Source organism: Streptomyces solicamelliae (assembly GCF_045348655.1).
GTDB classification, from domain to species: Bacteria; Actinomycetota; Actinomycetes; order Streptomycetales; family Streptomycetaceae; genus Streptomyces; species Streptomyces solicamelliae.
On the sequence record NZ_CP160404.1, the window covers coordinates 5529575 to 5543866 of the forward strand.

At 74.0% G+C, this 14292-nt stretch carries 14 protein-coding genes; 11 read left to right on the top strand and 3 right to left on the bottom strand.

All coding sequences use genetic code 11. From position 1 onward, the window contains the following. Position 1: 1 nt before the first annotated feature. The 3 genes from ABZO31_RS25630 (at position 2) to ABZO31_RS25640 (ending at position 3320) form a co-directional block, all read left to right on the top strand. Positions 2-1591, top strand: coding sequence for an ABC transporter permease (locus ABZO31_RS25630; protein WP_406863628.1), 1590 nt, complete (start codon positions 2-4; stop codon positions 1589-1591). Beyond that, a complete protein-coding gene (locus ABZO31_RS25635; RefSeq protein ID WP_406863629.1) occupies positions 1588-2634 on the top strand; it encodes an ABC transporter ATP-binding protein in 1047 nt (348 codons plus the stop codon). The genes ABZO31_RS25630 and ABZO31_RS25635 overlap by 4 nt, the downstream gene beginning before the upstream one ends. A gap of 107 nt (positions 2635-2741) precedes the next feature. Beyond that, positions 2742-3320 (top strand): Type-2Aa cytolytic delta-endotoxin, encoded by a 579-nt coding sequence (locus ABZO31_RS25640; RefSeq protein WP_406863630.1) that lies wholly within the window; start codon positions 2742-2744, stop codon positions 3318-3320. Here ABZO31_RS25640 and ABZO31_RS25645 read toward each other — a convergent pair. Together ABZO31_RS25645 and ABZO31_RS25650 are read right to left on the bottom strand one after the other, a co-directional pair. After that, entirely contained in the window at positions 3277-3720 is a 444-nt protein-coding gene (locus tag ABZO31_RS25645) for a hypothetical protein (RefSeq protein WP_406863631.1), read from the bottom strand. The genes ABZO31_RS25640 and ABZO31_RS25645 overlap by 44 nt on opposite strands. 239 nt (positions 3721-3959) lie before the next feature. After that, positions 3960-4907, bottom strand: a complete 948-nt coding sequence (locus ABZO31_RS25650) for a MurR/RpiR family transcriptional regulator (protein ID WP_406863632.1) — start codon at positions 4905-4907, stop codon at positions 3960-3962. Between the two features lie 154 nt (positions 4908-5061). Between ABZO31_RS25650 and ABZO31_RS25655 the strand changes: the two genes are divergently transcribed. The 4 genes from ABZO31_RS25655 (at position 5062) to ABZO31_RS25670 (ending at position 7776) form a co-directional block, all read left to right on the top strand. Next, complete coding sequence (locus ABZO31_RS25655) at positions 5062-5454, top strand: cell division protein SepF (RefSeq protein WP_406863633.1); 393 nt, start codon at positions 5062-5064, stop codon at positions 5452-5454. Between the two features lie 91 nt (positions 5455-5545). Continuing rightward, complete coding sequence (locus ABZO31_RS25660) at positions 5546-6766, top strand: ATP-binding protein (RefSeq protein ID WP_406863634.1); 1221 nt, start codon at positions 5546-5548, stop codon at positions 6764-6766. After that, positions 6763-7146 (top strand): nucleotide pyrophosphohydrolase, encoded by a 384-nt coding sequence (locus ABZO31_RS25665; RefSeq protein ID WP_406863635.1) that lies wholly within the window; start codon positions 6763-6765, stop codon positions 7144-7146. The genes ABZO31_RS25660 and ABZO31_RS25665 overlap by 4 nt, the downstream gene beginning before the upstream one ends. Before the next feature lie 126 nt (positions 7147-7272). After that, a complete protein-coding gene (locus ABZO31_RS25670; protein WP_406863636.1) occupies positions 7273-7776 on the top strand; it encodes a DUF6099 family protein in 504 nt (167 codons plus the stop codon). Positions 7777-7799: 23 nt separating this feature from the next. On the opposite strand, the gene ABZO31_RS25675 is transcribed toward ABZO31_RS25670, so the two are convergent. Continuing rightward, positions 7800-8033, bottom strand: a complete 234-nt coding sequence (locus ABZO31_RS25675; RefSeq protein ID WP_406863637.1) for a hypothetical protein — start codon at positions 8031-8033, stop codon at positions 7800-7802. Between the two features lie 274 nt (positions 8034-8307). Here ABZO31_RS25675 and ABZO31_RS25680 point away from each other — a divergent pair, with 274 nt between their 5' ends. The 4 genes from ABZO31_RS25680 to ABZO31_RS25695 are packed head-to-tail and all read left to right on the top strand — an operon-like array spanning position 8308 to position 14229. Then, complete coding sequence (locus ABZO31_RS25680; protein WP_406863638.1) at positions 8308-9231, top strand: LLM class F420-dependent oxidoreductase; 924 nt, start codon at positions 8308-8310, stop codon at positions 9229-9231. Positions 9232-9235: 4 nt separating this feature from the next. After that, the gene (gene mmuM, locus ABZO31_RS25685; RefSeq protein WP_406863639.1) at positions 9236-10150 is read left to right on the top strand and encodes a homocysteine S-methyltransferase; all 915 of its coding nucleotides are present in this window, start codon (positions 9236-9238) and stop codon (positions 10148-10150) included. A gap of 24 nt (positions 10151-10174) precedes the next feature. Then, positions 10175-11668, top strand: coding sequence for a 3' terminal RNA ribose 2'-O-methyltransferase Hen1 (locus ABZO31_RS25690; RefSeq protein ID WP_406863640.1), 1494 nt, complete (start codon positions 10175-10177; stop codon positions 11666-11668). Beyond that, on the top strand, positions 11665-14229 hold the full coding sequence (locus ABZO31_RS25695) for a polynucleotide kinase-phosphatase (protein WP_406863641.1): 2565 nt from the start codon (positions 11665-11667) through the stop codon (positions 14227-14229). Before ABZO31_RS25690 ends, ABZO31_RS25695 begins: the two co-directional genes overlap by 4 nt. Positions 14230-14292: the final 63 nt, after the last annotated feature.

A 14292-nucleotide genomic window follows, 5' to 3' on the forward strand; every position in this document is an offset into this window, starting at 1 on the left:
CGTGACCTCACCGGAGCGCTCCGCCCCGGCCCGTCGCGACCCCCGCCCGGCGAGCGCACCCGCGCCCGCCGGGCGGCGGCGCGCCGGGAACCGGCCCGGCTGGATCCTGATCGTGCCCGCCGCCGCGGCCGCTCTGCTCGCCGTGCTGCCGCTGGCCTACCTCGCCGTCCGCGCGCTCGAACGCGGCCCGGCGTACGCCTGGGACGTCATCGCCGACGCCCGCACCGGCGAACTCCTGCTGCGCAGCCTCGCCCTGACGGTGACCGTCGTCGTCGCCTGCCTGGTCATCGGCGTCTCGCTCGCCTGGCTCACCGTCCGCACCGCCCTGCCCGGGGCCCGCGCCTGGTCCGTGCTCGTCACCCTGCCGCTGGCCGTGCCCAGCTACGTCACCGCCTTCGCCTGGCTGTCCGCCGCGCCGTCGCTCGCCGGCTACACCGGCTCCGCGCTCGCGCTGACCCTGGCCAGCTTCCCGTACGTGTACCTGCCGGTCGCCGCCGCGCTGCGCGGCACCGACCCCGGGCACGAGGAGGTCGCCCGGTCCCTCGGACACGGGCCGCTGCGGACCTTCCTGAAGGTCACCCTGCCGCAGCTGCGGCCCGCCGCGGCGGGCGGCGGACTGCTCGTCGCGCTGTACACGCTCTCCGACTTCGGCGCCGTCTCGCTCATGCGGTACGACACCTTCACCCTCGGCATCTACACCTCCTACCGGGCCAGCTTCGACCGCACCCCGGCCGCCGCGCTCGGCGCCGTCCTCGTCGTGATGACCGTCGCCCTGGTCTACGCCGAGACCCGCACCCGCGGCCGCGCCGACTACGCCCGCACCGGAACCGGCACCGCCCGCCGGGCCGTGCCCGCCGCCCTCGGCCGGTGGAAGCCCGTCGCCCTGGCCTGGTGCGGCGGCCTCGTCGCCACGGCCGTCGGCTTCCCGCTCGCGGTCCTCGGCTACTGGCTCGTCGTCGGCACCTCCGCCACCTGGGACCCGGCCGGTCTCACCTCCGCCGCGCTCACCACCCTCGGCGTCGCCGCCGGCGGCGCGGCGCTCACCACGGCGCTCGCGCTCCCGGTCGGCGTGATCGCCGCCCGCCACCGGGGCCGGCTCGCGCACCTGCTGGAACAGGCCGCGTACGCGGGCCACGCGGTGCCCGGGATCACCGTCGCGCTCGCGATGGTCTTCTTCGCCGTGCGGTACGCCCGTCCGCTCTACCAGGAGACGCCGCTGCTGATCTGCGCGTACGCGGTGCTCTTCCTGCCCGTCGCGGTGGCCGCCACCCGGGCCGCGGTGCTCCAGGCGCCGCCGGTCCTCGACGACGTCGCCCGCTCGCTCGGGCGCAGCCCGCTCGGCGTGCTCCGCGAGGTCACCGTGCCGCTTGCCGCGCCCGGCATCGCTGCGGGGGCGGCCCTCACCTTCGTGGTCTGCATGAAGGAACTCCCGGCCACCCTGCTGCTGCGCCCCACCGGCATGGACACCCTGGCGACCCGGCTGTGGACGGAGACCGGCAGCGGCTCGTTCGCCGCTGCGGCCCCGTACGCCGCCGCGCTGATCCTGCTGGCCGCCGTCCCCTCGTACCTCCTCGGAAGGCACCGCTCATGAACGACCTTCAGGTTGCCGGCGTGGTCAAGGCGTACGGCCCCGGCACCGCGCCCGTCCTCGACGGCCTCGACCTGACCGTTCCGGGCGGTGCGCTCGCCGCCGTCCTCGGGCCGTCCGGCTGCGGCAAGACGACGCTGCTGCGGGTCGTCGCGGGCTTCCTGCGCGCCGACGAGGGGACCGTCACCGTCGCCGGGCGGACGCTCGGCGGCCCCGGCGTCCATCTGCCGCCCGAGCGGCGGCGGATCGGCATCGTGCCGCAGGAGGGCGCGCTCTTCCCGCACCTGAGCGTGGCCAGGAACATCGCCTTCGGTCTCACCGGCGCGGACCGCTCGGTGAAGCGCTCCCGGGTCGCCGAGATGCTGGACCTGGTCGGCCTCGCCGGCTACGGCGACCGCATGCCGCACGAGCTCTCCGGAGGCCAGCAGCAGCGCGTCTCGCTGGCCCGCGCGCTCGCCCCCGAACCCCACCTCGTGCTGCTCGACGAGCCGTTCAGCGCCCTGGACACCGGGCTGCGCGAAGCCGTCCGCGCCGATGTCCGCGCCGTGCTCCGGGCCAGCGGCGCGACCGCGGTCCTGGTCACCCACGACCAGCAGGAGGCGCTGTCCACCGCCGACCTGGTCGCCGTGCTCCGCGAGGGCCGGGTCGCCCAGTGCGCCGCGCCGGAGGAGCTGTACCGCCGGCCGGCCGACCCGTGGGTCGCGTCCTTCGTCGGCGACGCCGTCTTCCTGCCCGGCGAGGCCGAGCGGGACGCCGTCCGCACCGCCCTCGGCACCATCCCGCTCAGCCCCGCGCCCACCGGGCTCACGTCGGGCACGGTCCTGCTCCGCCCCGAGCAGCTCCAGGTCACCGCCGCGGAGACCGCGCACGCCAGGGGCACGGTGACGGACGTCCGCTTCCTCGGCCACGACGCGCTGCTGGCCGTCTCGGTCGAGGGCCTCGACGAGCCGCTGACGGTCCGCTCCCCGGGGCCGATCCCGGCCCGTCCGGGCGAGCTCGTCGGCATCACGGTCACCGGAGAGGCGACGCTGCACGCGCCGATGTGACGGGGTCTCTCCTCTGCCCGTCCGGCACGCGGGACGGCACTGCTGCGGGGGCGTGGTGATCGGCATACTGACCGCTTCCGATCACCGCTGCACCCGCAGGAGGAAGCATGGCCGCGAGTTTCAGGACCGTCATCGAGGTGGGCGAGGAGCACCTCGAACAGGCCCGGGCCGTCGACCGGTTGTTCCAGGAGGCGATCGCCCCGGCGACCGTCAACTTCGACTTCGAGCACATCCGGGCGGCGGCCGCCGCCGTCCCCGACAGTGAGATCGTGCGCATGGTCCGGGGCTGGGGACTCCAGGAGAACGCCCCCGTCATGGTGATGGTGATGTCCCTGAAGGAGGCCGTCCGGCAGGCGCTGCCGCAGGAGTTCGCCGACGCGGCCTTCTGGACGACCGTCGAGCAGGAGCTCGTCACGGCGTTCACCGGGCTCGCCGCGCAGCAGGACGCGCCGGGGCTCGCGTACTACGACGAGGGCCCCGAGCGCACGAGTTACTACCGCGATCTGTTCTTCGCCCTGCAGGACGCCGAGACAGGCCGGCACCTGTACGCCATCGCGTTCTGTATCGACGTGACGCTGGGTGTGGACCGGGCCCGGGCCGAGGCCCTGGAGCTGACCGACGTGGTGCCCTTCGGGCTCCGCCTCAACGCGATCGTGCTGCGTCAGGAACTGTCGCTCGCGGCGTGACCGCGACGCGCGCCGGCCCGCCGTCCCGGGCCGTGCCGCCGTTCGTGCGCAGCGCCTCCGTGACGAGGCGGACGCCGCGGGCCAGCCGTCCGAGGTGGTCGAGCTCGACGGCGTACATCTGGATCGCGTTCTCGATCACGGGTACGGGCACACCGAGTGCGGGCAGTTCCGCCCGCGCGGTCTGCATGGCCACCCGGACCGTCCTGATCTCCTGCTGGAGCTGGAGCTGCGCATGCCGCGCGAGCAGGACGGGGTGACGGGAGAGCGGGGAGTAGCCGGCGTAGCGGGCCGGCAGGAGTTCGCGCAGCCAGCGGGTGGCGGTGCGCTCCCAGTCGCGGTTGCCGGGGGGTCTGACCTGCGAGGGCCAGTCGGCGCCGACGAGGAAGAAGCTCGGGGACATCGTTGTCCGTTCCGACGGTGTGTTCGGGAGGGGCGCGGCGGTCCCGGCCCAGGGGTTGACCGGGACCGCCGCGGAGGACACCAGGGGTCCGACGGATGAGGAGGGGGGTCGGTAGAGGCCCGGCGTCCAGGACAGTAAATATATATACTGTTGAGTAAGCAAGAGTATGAAAAATTTCATTCCGTTCGAGGGCGTGAATATGGGCCGTGAACCCCGCGCGTACCCGCCGGTTCCGGCCCTCAGTCGTCCAGGAAGAAGCTGTGCTGGTCCGCGGCCTGCTCGTATCCCTCCAGCCGTCGCTGGGTCCGTTCCGGGTCGGCGTCCGCCATCGCCTGCAGCAGCGAGGCCGCGACCAGCTGCGGAGCCGCGTACGAGTCGAACACCAGCCGTGACCCCGTGCCCGCCGTGAAGACCACGTCGGCCTCGTCCACGAGCGTGCCGAGCGCCAGATCGGTGATCAGCGCGACCTTCAGCCCGATCCGGCGTGCCGCCCGCAGCGCCGCCAGCGTCTCCTTCGCGTGCCGCGGCATCGCGAACGCGAGCACCCAGGTGCCACCGGCCTCCCGGGACTGCAGCAGCGCGTCGTACGAGACGCTGCCGCCCCGCGTCACCACCCGTACGTCGGGGTGGATGCGCCGGGCCGCGTACGCGAAGTACTCCGCGAGCGACACCGAGATCCTCAGCCCCAGCACCGTCAGCGGCATCGAGCGGGCCAGCTCGCGGCCGACGTCGAGCACCTGGTCGGTGTCGGCGAGGACCCGGCGCAGCGACTCCAGGTTGTCGATCTCCGCGTCCACCGCCGCCTGCAGCTCGTTGCCGCGGTCCGCGCGCACGTCGGCGGACTCGGGCGCGGCGGCCACCGCCTTCAGCGCGATCGGCTGCAGCGCCTCGCGCAGCGCCGGGAAGCCGCTGAAGCCGAGCGAGGTCGCGAACCGCGTCACCGACGGCTGGCTCACGCCCACCCGCTCCGCGAGGTCCGTGATCGAAAGGAACGCCGCCTCGGTGAGGTGGTCCGTCATGTACTGCGCGATGCGCCGCTGCCCCGGGGACAGCCGGTGGCCGCCGAACAGGGCCCGGACCCGGTCCGCGGGGGTCGCGTCCGAATCGGACGGGTGTGGTCGTCCGCCCGGACGTCTGCCCGGGGTGATCGCGGCGGCCTGGGCGCGCGCCTGCTGATCTGATGGCACGGGGTGCCTCCCTCTGGTGTCACGCTTCTGCCCAAGATAGTTCACCCGGGGTGACGGCGGAGCGCGTGCGTCCGAGCGCGATGATCTTGTTCCGGCGGGCGGCGGAGCCGTGTCGCTGTTGGGCCGAACGGGTGAGGAAGGCGAGGATGGGCGCATGAGTAGGTACGAGAGGTACGACGTCACCGACGAGCAGTGGGAGGGCCTCGCCCAGGTCCTGCCGCTGCGCGGACGTGACGAATGGCCGTCCAGGGTCGATCACCACGCGATCCCCGACCGGTACGAGTCCGCCGAGCAGCGCCGCATGGTGGTGCTCCGCGTCCAGGTCTTCGCCGACGCCCGCGAGGTCGCGGAGTACCTCATCGCCCGGATCCCCGTGCTGCTCGACCTGACGAGCGCGGACCCGGACGTGGCCAAGCGCATCCTCGACTTCAGCAGCGGCGTCGTCTTCGGCCTCGGCAGCGGCATGCACCGGGTCGACCGCAACGTCTTCCTGCTCGCCCCGGCCGGTACCGAGGTGGAGGGCTCGGCGGAGGCGGCGGAGGCGTAGCCGCGCGGGGCGGGGTGCCGTCCCTCGTACGGTGGAAGGTCGTGACGGTGGAACGGTTCGTCGTGCGGCGGCCGTCCTACGGTCCGTGTCCATGGACGCCACCTGCCCCTCGCCTGTCTCCCTCCCCTTCGAACCCTCAAGTCGCCCTGGTCCGTCGGGTCCGTCCGGTCCGTCAGGTCCTGACCGTCCCTCCCGTCCCACCGTCACCGAAGTGCGGTTGTCCGCCTTCAAGGGGCATCGCTCGGCGGTCTTCCCGATCGGGCCGGTGACGCTGTTCGCGGGCGCCAGCGGGAGCGGCAAGTCCGGTGTGCTGCAGGTGTACGAGGCGCTGGCCGGGCTCGGTGCGGGCGACGAGCTGGGGCGGGTGTTCCCGGATCCGGCCGGCTGTGTCCCCGAGAGCGCCGGGCCGGACGCGCAGGGGCGGCGCGGCTTCCGCGTCGGCTGCACGGTCGACGGACCGGCCGGGCCGGTACGGCTCGACCTCGCCGTCCAGGCCGAGCCCGAACTCCGCGTCGTCGGCGAGCGCCTGACGCTGGGCGGCCGGACGCTGCTGACGACCGCGCTGCGGGACCCGGGGCGCAGCAGCGTGCAGGCCGAGTGGCACACGGCGGGCGCGGTACCGGTGACCCGCGCCCCGTTCCCGGACGACGTGCTCGGCACCGCGCTGCTGCCGCTGCGGGTCGCGGGGAAGACGGAGGGGCAGCGGCAGGTGCTGGCCGCCGCCGAACAGGTCGTCGTCGGGCTGCGTTCCGTCTTCGCCTGCGACCCGCAGCCGCACCGGATGCGCGCCCCGGCGGCGCGCGGCGAGGGGCGGCTGCGGCGCGGCTGCGACAACCTCGCCGAGGTCCTGGAACGGACGCGGACCGGGTGCCGGCGGCGGCACGCCCGGATCGCGGCCGTGGCGCGCGGCGGCTGCGCCGGGCCGGTGGCCGGGCTCGACGTGCAGGAACTCGCCGACGGGCGGGTGCGGGCGGTGCTCGCGCGGGACGGCCGGGGCGCCGTGGGTACCCCCCTGGAACGCCTGGGTGAGGGGGAACTCCGCTACCTGGCTCTCGCGTCGGTGCTGTTGACGGGGCCGGGGGTGTTCGCGGTGGACCAGGTGGCCGAGGTGCCGGACGCGCTGCAGAGTCTGACCGTGCTCGCCGACGGCTTCGACCGCGGGATGGATCCGCGGCAGACCGGCGAACTGCTCGCGCTGGCCGCCGAGATCTGCGCCGGCGGGCATCTGCGGCTGGTGGGGACGGCGGGGGCGGCGACGGCGGCCCGGGCGCGGGAGCTGCCGGGCGTCACGGTGGTAGACCTGGGGGCGTGACGGAAGAACTGGATGTGGCGGGACTGCAGCGGAGGCTGGCCGAGTTCGCGCAGGCGAGGGGCTGGGAGCCGTACCACACGCCGAAGAACCTGGCGGCGGCGCTGAGCGTGGAGGCGGCCGAACTCCTGGAGATCTTCCAGTGGCTGACGCCGGAGCAGGCGGCGCGGGTGATGGAGGACGCGGATTCGGCGCACCGTGTGGAGGACGAGGTCGCCGATGTGCTGGCGTATCTGCTGCAGTTCTGCGAGGTGTTGGGCGTCGATGTGCTGGCCGCGCTGGCGGCCAAGATCGACCGGAACGAGGTGCGTTTCCCGGCCGGACGGCGCCCGGCAGGGGGCGCGCGCCCCGTCACGGGGGAGGACAGTCACTCTTCGGAGTGAGCCGGTTTCGCCGATCGAGCTTCCTGTCCACAGATTTCCGAATTCCTCTGGCTTTTGTGCTCGTACGCCCTCACGCTGGGTAGTGGACTCAGTGAGCAGTAAGTCGTACGAACGGGGGCGGCGTCCATGGAAGCGGAGCGACTGATCTCAGCGGGGCGGCACGCACTGGCGCAGAGCCGTGCGGCCCTGGACATCGTGGCGGAGGCCTGGCAGGCCCAGGCCCTCGCCCAGGCGATCGGCAGTCATCTCGCGGTCCGCGGACCGCTGGAGCTGCGCGGCGAGGCACGGGCGCTGAGCGAGATCGGCGGCGGACGCGGAGTCCTGGACCAGACGGTGCTGCGCACCGGGACCCCGCGTGCCGACCGGCTGTCCGAAGTGACGGATGTGCGCACGGTGTTGAACGCGCTGAGCGCGCTGCTCGGGGAGGTCGGCATCGCCCTCGTCGGGGTCGCCTGCGACACCGACGAGGAAGGGCTCTACTGGCAGTGCATCGAGGCGATCGACGCCGCCGACGAGTCCAACGACCGGGTGCGCGGCATGCTGCGAAGGCTCACTGTGCGGGAGCGCGGCAGGCCGCCCGATGCGGCACGGGGCCGCGCCGACCCGGCGGACTCGCCGGCGGGACCGTGACGACCGTGGCGGCGGCGCCCCGGTCAGCGGGTGTCGTCGTCGGCCGGCGCCGGAGTGCGGTCGGCCGAGGACTGCAGTTCGGCGTCGAGCCGGTTCAGATCGGCGTTGAGCGCGGCCATCAGCTCCTCCATCTGCTGCAGCAGACCTTTGGGGGCGCCGCCGCTCTTCTGCTCGGGCACGGACTGCTGCATCGACTGCGCGGTCTGCTGCACCAAGTGCGGTGGCGTCGCCCGGTCGGGCACGGCTTCCTGGGACATGACTGCCTCCTCGGCGCAGGCCTTCCCACCAGGGGGAAGGCCACAGGAAATGACGACGCGCCGGCAGCGGCCGCCGGCACGCGGGCCGGGCGGTCCGGCTCCGCCCGAGCCAACGACGGGCGACTGCGGAGGGTCACTGGCCGGGCCGGACGCGGCCCGCCAGGTGGTCGGATATTCACCCGACCGAGCCGCGGCGGGCCGGCCGCTGACGGAGAGGTTGACGCGCGCGCGGCGACACGGGGCGGCCCGGCGCCGACGCGTGCAGGATGGAGGCATGGATCTTCGAATCTTCACCGAGCCCCAGCAGGGGGCCGACTACGACACCCTTCTCACCGTCGCCAGGGCCACCGAGGACCTCGGCTTCGACGCCTTCTTCCGCTCGGACCACTATCTCCGGATGGGTTCCGGGGACGGGCTGCCCGGTCCGACCGACGCCTGGATCACCCTGGCCGGACTGGCCCGCGAGACCAAGCGGATCCGGCTCGGCACGCTGATGACCGCCGGCACCTTCCGGCTCCCCGGCGTCCTGGCCATCCAGGTCGCGCAGGTGGACCGGATGTCCGGCGGCCGGATCGAACTGGGCCTGGGCGCGGGCTGGTTCGAGGAGGAGCACGAGGCGTACGGCATCCCGTTCCCCAAGGAGAAGTTCGGCCGGCTGGAGGAGCAGCTGGCGATCGTCACCGGACTGTGGGAGACCGAGATCGGCAAGACGTTCTCGTACGAGGGCACGTACTACCGGCTCACCGACTCGCCCGCGCTGCCCAAGCCGGCGCAGGCGAAGGTCCCGGTGCTCATCGGCGGCCACGGCGCCAGCCGCACCCCGCGGCTGGCCGCCCGGTACGCCGACGAGTTCAACATCCCGTTCGGCTCGATCGAGGACAGCGAGCGGCAGTTCGGCCGGGTACGGGCCGCGGCGCAGGAAGCGGGCCGTCCCGCGGGCGACCTGGTGTACTCCAACGCCCTGGTGGTCTGCGTCGGCAAGGACGACGCGGAGGTCGCCCGCCGGGCCGCGGCGATCGGACGCGAGGTGGAGGAGCTGAAGGCGAACGGGCTCGCGGGCACGCCCGCCGAGGTGGTGGACAAGATCGGCCGGTACGGCGCGATCGGCTCGTCCCGGATCTACCTCCAGGTCCTGGACCTGGCCGACCTGGACCACCTGGAGCTGATCTCCGCCCAGGTCCAGACCCAGCTGGGCTGAGCCGGTGCGACCCGTCCGCGCACTGGCCGACGCGCTCGCCGAGGAGGTCCTCGTCCTCGACGGCGGGCTCTCCAACCAGTTGGAGGCGCAGGGCTGCGACCTGTCCGACGCGCTGTGGTCCGCGCGGCTGCTCGCCGACGGGCCGGAGCAGATCGAGGCCGCGCACACGGCCTATGTACGGGCGGGTGCGCGGGTCCTGATCACCTCCAGTTACCAGGCCACCTTCGAGGGCTTCGCGCACCGGGGGATCGGCCGGGCGGAGGCGGCCCGGCTGCTGGCGCGGAGCGTGGAGCTGGCCCGGGCGGCCGGCGACCGGGCCGCCGGGGAGGTGTGGGTGGCCGGGTCGGTGGGGCCGTACGGGGCGATGCTCGCGGACGGCAGCGAGTACCGCGGGCGGTACGGGCTGAGCGTGCGGGAGCTGGAACGGTTCCACCGGCCGCGGATCGAGGCGCTGGCGGCCGCCGGGCCGGACGTGCTGGCGCTGGAGACGGTGCCGGACGCCGACGAGGCGGAGGCGCTGCTGCGGGCCGCGTCCGGGTGCGGGGTGCCGGTGTGGCTGACGTACACCGTCGCGGGCGGGCGGACCCGCGCCGGGCAGGAGCTCGCGGAGGCGTTCGCGCTCGCCGCGGGCGTGGAGCAGGTGACGGCGGTCGGGGTGAACTGCTGCGAGCCGGCCGACGTCGGGCCGGCGGTGGAGCAGGCCGCCCGGGTGACCGGGAAGCCGCTCGTGGTCTATCCGAACAGCGGGGAGGTGTGGGACGCGCGGGAGCGCGCGTGGCGGGGCGCCGGGACGTTCGATCCCGGGCGGGCACGGCAGTGGGCGGCGGCCGGGGCGCGGCTGATCGGAGGCTGCTGCAGGGTCGGTCCGGACCGGATCGCCGCCCTGGCGGGCGAAGTGGAAAATACCTGGTCGCAGTAGGAAGGGAGGGGAATACTCGGACGTGTGTTCCTGACGATCAGTACCACCGGTACTCCCCAGCGACCCGCGACCGACCTCGGCTTTCTGCTGCACAAGCATCCCGGCAAGGCCCAGCGGTTCTCCACCGCCCACGGCACGGCGCATGTGCTGTACCCCGAGGCGACCGCGGAGCGGTGCACGGCCGCGCTGCTCCTGGAGGTCGACCCGGTGGCCCTGGTCCGGGCCGGCCGCGGTAAGGGCCGGGGCGGCGCACCCGACGCCGCGCTCGCGCAGTACGTGAACGACCGGCCCTACGCCGCCTCGTCGCTGCTGGCGGTCGCGCTCAGCTCCGTCTTCAAGACCGCGCTGCGCGGCACGTGCGAGCAGCGGCCGGACCGGGCCGCGGAGCCGCTGCCGCTGCGGATCGAGGTGCCGGCGCTGCCGGCCCGCGGCGGGGCCGAGCTGGTGCGGCGGCTGTTCGGGCCGCTGGGCTGGGACTCGGTCACGGCCGAACCGGTGCCGCTGGACGCCGCGTTCCCCGAGTGGGGCGACTCCCGGTACGTACGGCTCGTCCTCGAAGGGGAGCTGCGGCTCTCCGAGGCGCTGCGCCAGCTGTACGTGCTGCTCCCGGTCCTGGACGACGCCAAGCACTACTGGGTCGCCCCCGACGAGGTGGACAAGCTGCTGCGCGCCGGGGACGGCTGGCTCGCCGGCCACCCCGAGCAGAAGCTGATCACCAGCCGCTACCTGTCGCGGCGCTGGGGTCTGACCCGGCAGGCCATGGAGCGACTGGAACTGGTCCGGCTCGCCGAGGCCGACGACCTCGAGGTCGAGGACGTCGACAACGCGGTGGACGAGACGACGGACACGGAGGAGCGACCGGTGCCGCTGGCCGAGCAGCGCCGGGAGGCGATCCTCGCCGCGCTGCGCGCGGCCGAGGCGAGCCGGGTGCTCGATCTCGGCTGCGGACAGGGCCAGTTGGTGCAGGCGCTGCTCAAGGACGCCCGGTTCACGGAGATCGTCGGCCTCGACGTGTCCGCCCGGGCGCTGGCCGTCGCCGCCCGCCGGCTCCGCCTGGAGCGGATGGGCGAGCGGCAGGCCGGGCGCGTCAAGCTGATGCAGGGCTCGCTCGCGTACACCGACAAGCGGCTCACCGGCTACGACGCGGCCGTGCTCAGCGAGGTGATCGAGCACGTCGACCTGGAGCGGCTGCCCGCCCTGGAGTACGCGGTGTTCGGCTCGGCGCGGCCCCGGACGGTGCTCGTGACCACGCCGAACGTCGAGTACAACGTGCGCTGGGAGTCGCTGCCCGCCGGACACGTCCGGCACGGCGACCACCGCTTCGAGTGGAACCGCGAGGAGTTCCGTGCCTGGGCCGACCGCGTCGCCGGACAGTACGGCTACGGCGTCGCGTTCACCCCCGTCGGCCCCGACGACCCCGAGGTCGGCCCGCCGACCCAGATGGCCGTCTTCACCCAGAACGCCGCCCCGGCCGCCCCGGCCACCACCACGACCACGAAGGAGGAACCGGCCGCATGACCAGCACCACTTCCGTCCGAACCCTGCCCGTCACCGACCTGTCCCTCGTCGTGCTCGTCGGCGCCAGCGGTTCCGGCAAGTCGACCTTCGCCCGCCGGAACTTCAAGCCCACCGAGATCATCTCCTCGGACTTCTGCCGCGGGCTCGTCGCCGACGACGAGAACGACCAGAGCGCCAGCCGCGACGCCTTCGACGTCCTGCACTACATCGCCGGCAAGAGGCTCGCGGCCGGCCGGCTCACCGTCGTCGACGCCACCAGCGTGCAGAAGGAGTCCCGCCGCCAGCTCGTCCAGCTCGCCCGCGAGCACGACGTGCTGCCCATCGCGATCGTCCTCGACATGCCCGAGTCCGTGTGCGTCGAGCGCAACGCCGGCCGGCCCGACCGCGCCCACCTGCCCCGGCAGGTCGTCCAGCGGCACCGCCGCGAACTCCACCGCTCCCTGCGCGGCCTCGAGCGCGAGGGCTTCCGCAAGGTGCACGTGCTGCGCACCGTCGAGGAGGCCGAACAGGCCCGGGTCGTCCTGGAGAAGCGGTACAACGACCTGCGCCACCTCACCGGCCCGTTCGACATCGTCGGCGACATCCACGGCTGCCGCTCCGAGCTGGAGACCCTGCTCACCAAGCTCGGCTATGTCGACGGACACCACCCCGAGGGCCGGACCGCCGTGTTCGTCGGCGACCTCGTCGACCGCGGCCCCGACAGCCCCGGCGTGCTGCGCCGCGTGATGTCCATGGTCGCCGCCGGCGACGCGCTCTGTGTCCCCGGCAACCACGAGAACAAGCTGGGCCGCTGGCTCAAGGGCCGCAAGGTCCAGGAGACCCACGGCCTCGCCGAGACCATCGAGCAGCTCGGCCGGGAGCCCGAGGAGTTCCGGGCCGAGGTCGCCGCCTTCATCGACGGACTCGTCAGCCACTACGTCCTCGACGAGGGCCGGCTCGTGGTCTGCCACGCCGGGCTGCCCGAGAAGTACCACGGCCGCACCTCCGGCCGGGTCCGCTCGCACGCCCTGTACGGCGACACCACCGGCGAGACCGACGAGTTCGGGCTGCCCGTGCGCTACCCGTGGGCCGAGGACTACCGCGGCCGCGCCACCGTGGTGTACGGCCACACCCCCGTGCCCCACACGACCTGGATCAACAACACCATCTGCCTGGACACCGGAGCGGTGTTCGGCGGGAAGATGACCGCGCTGCGCTGGCCGGAGCGCGAACTCGTCGACGTGCCCGCCGAGAAGGTCTGGTACGAGCCCGCCCGCCCGCTGGCCGTCGAGGCTCCCGGCGGCCACCAGGGCCGGCCGCTGGACCTGGCCGACGTCCACGGCCGCCGGATCGTCGAGACCCGGCAGCTCGGCAACGTCAACGTCCGCGAGGAGAACGCGGCGGCCGCGCTCGAGGTCATGAGCCGGTTCGCCGTCGATCCGCGGCTGCTCGCCTACCTGCCGCCGACCATGGCGCCCACCGCCACCTCCCGCGAGGAGGGCTACCTGGAGCACCCGGCCGAGGCGTTCGCGCAGTACCGCGCGGACGGCGTCGAGAGGGTCGTGTGCGAGGAGAAGCACATGGGCTCCCGGGCCGTCGCCCTTGTCTGCAAGGACGCCGAGGCCGCCCGCGAACGCTTCGGGGTGAACGGCCCCACCGGCGCGCTGCACACCCGCACCGGACGGCCGTTCTTCGACGACCCGGCCGTCACCGAGCAGGTCCTGGAGCGGCTGCGCGCCGCCGTGACCGCCGCCGGGCTCTGGGAGGAGCTCGCCGGGTCCGACAGCGCCTCCGGCGCGGGCGACTGGCTGCTGCTCGACGGCGAGCTGATGCCCTGGTCGCTGAAGGCCGGCGGCCTGCTGCGCAGCCAGTACGCGGCCGTCGGCGCCGCCTCCGGCGCGGTGTTCCCCGAGGCGCTTGCCGCCCTGGAGGCCGCCGCCGCGCGCGGCGTGGACACCGGCGACCTCGCCGGGCGGCAGCGCGAACGGGCCGCGGACGCGGCCGCGTTCACGGAGGCGTACCGGCGCTACTGCTGGCCGACCGACGGGCTCGACGGCGTGCGCTTCGCGCCGTTCCAGCTGCTCGCCGGCAGCGGCCGCTCGCTCGCCGACCGGCCGCACGACGAGCAGCTGGCCTGGCTGGACCGGCTGGTCGAGCACGACCCGACGGGTCTGCTCCAGGTCACCCGCCGGCTCGTCGTCGACACCGGCGACGAGACCTCGGTACGGGCCGGCGTCGACTGGTGGCGGGAGCTGACCGAGGCCGGCGGCGAGGGCATGGTCGTCAAGCCGCTCGCCGCGCTCGTCCGCGACGCCAGGGGCGGGCTCGTCCAGCCCGGCATCAAGGTGCGCGGACGCGAGTACCTGCGGATCATCTACGGACCGGAGTACACCCGTCCGGAGAACCTGGAGCGGCTGCGCAACCGCTCGCTGGGGCACAAGCGTTCGCTCGCCCTGCGCGAGTACGCCCTCGGCCTCGAGGCGCTCGACCGGCTCGCCGCCGGGGAGCCGCTCTGGCGGATCCACGAAGCCGTGTTCGCCGTACTGGCACTGGAGTCCGAACCGGTCGATCCGAGGCTCTGAAACCCCACGTCCCACGGGGGGCGCAGGGGCGCCGATCACGGCGCTCCCCTGCGCCCCCCATGC